General features: G+C 68.7%; 1 protein-coding gene. It reads left to right on the forward strand.

Annotated features, from left to right (window positions below; genetic code table 11):
* Positions 1–95: 95 nt before the first annotated feature.
* Positions 96–549, forward strand: a 454-nt coding sequence (locus tag MXD95_RS04120) for a histidine phosphatase family protein (RefSeq protein ID WP_250639178.1), incomplete at its 3' end; no start/stop codon positions are given.

Here is a 549-nt window from a genome sequence, read left to right on the forward strand (position 1 = left end):
GTTAGCAGATGCGCACAGCTCGTCATAGGGTTGCGCACTGAGGAGATGCGGATTGCGCCAGTCTGATCCCGTATGGCAGCTGAACGGTGGGTGTGATGGACACAGATGTCGTACTGGTTCGGCACGGAGAGGCGCACTGCAATCTCGCGGGCATCGCCGGCGGCGACCTGGGCTGCACCGGGTTGACGCCGCGGGGACGCGCCCAGGCAGACCAGGCGGGCCGGCGGCTGGAATGGACGCACCGCGACCGCCAGTTCGACGTGGTGTATGCCGGGCCGCGGCTACGGGTCCGTGAGACCGCTGCGGTGATCTCCCCTCGTCTTGGCTTGACGCCGCACATCGAGCCGCGCCTGTCCGGACCGGCGCACGGTGACGCCGACGGCAAGCCGTGGACGGACATCTGGGCGGCATTCGGCTCGAGTCCCGCTGACCAGCCAGACCGGCCGTTCGCTGCCGGCGCCGAGAGCTGGAACGCGTTCCTCGCACGGGCGACCGGTTGTTTGCGGGACATCGTCACGCGTCACGCCGGCGAGCGGATTCTCATCCTCG

It is taken from the genome of Frankia sp. AiPa1 (assembly GCF_023243075.1).
GTDB lineage: Bacteria > Actinomycetota > Actinomycetes > Frankiales > Frankiaceae > Frankia.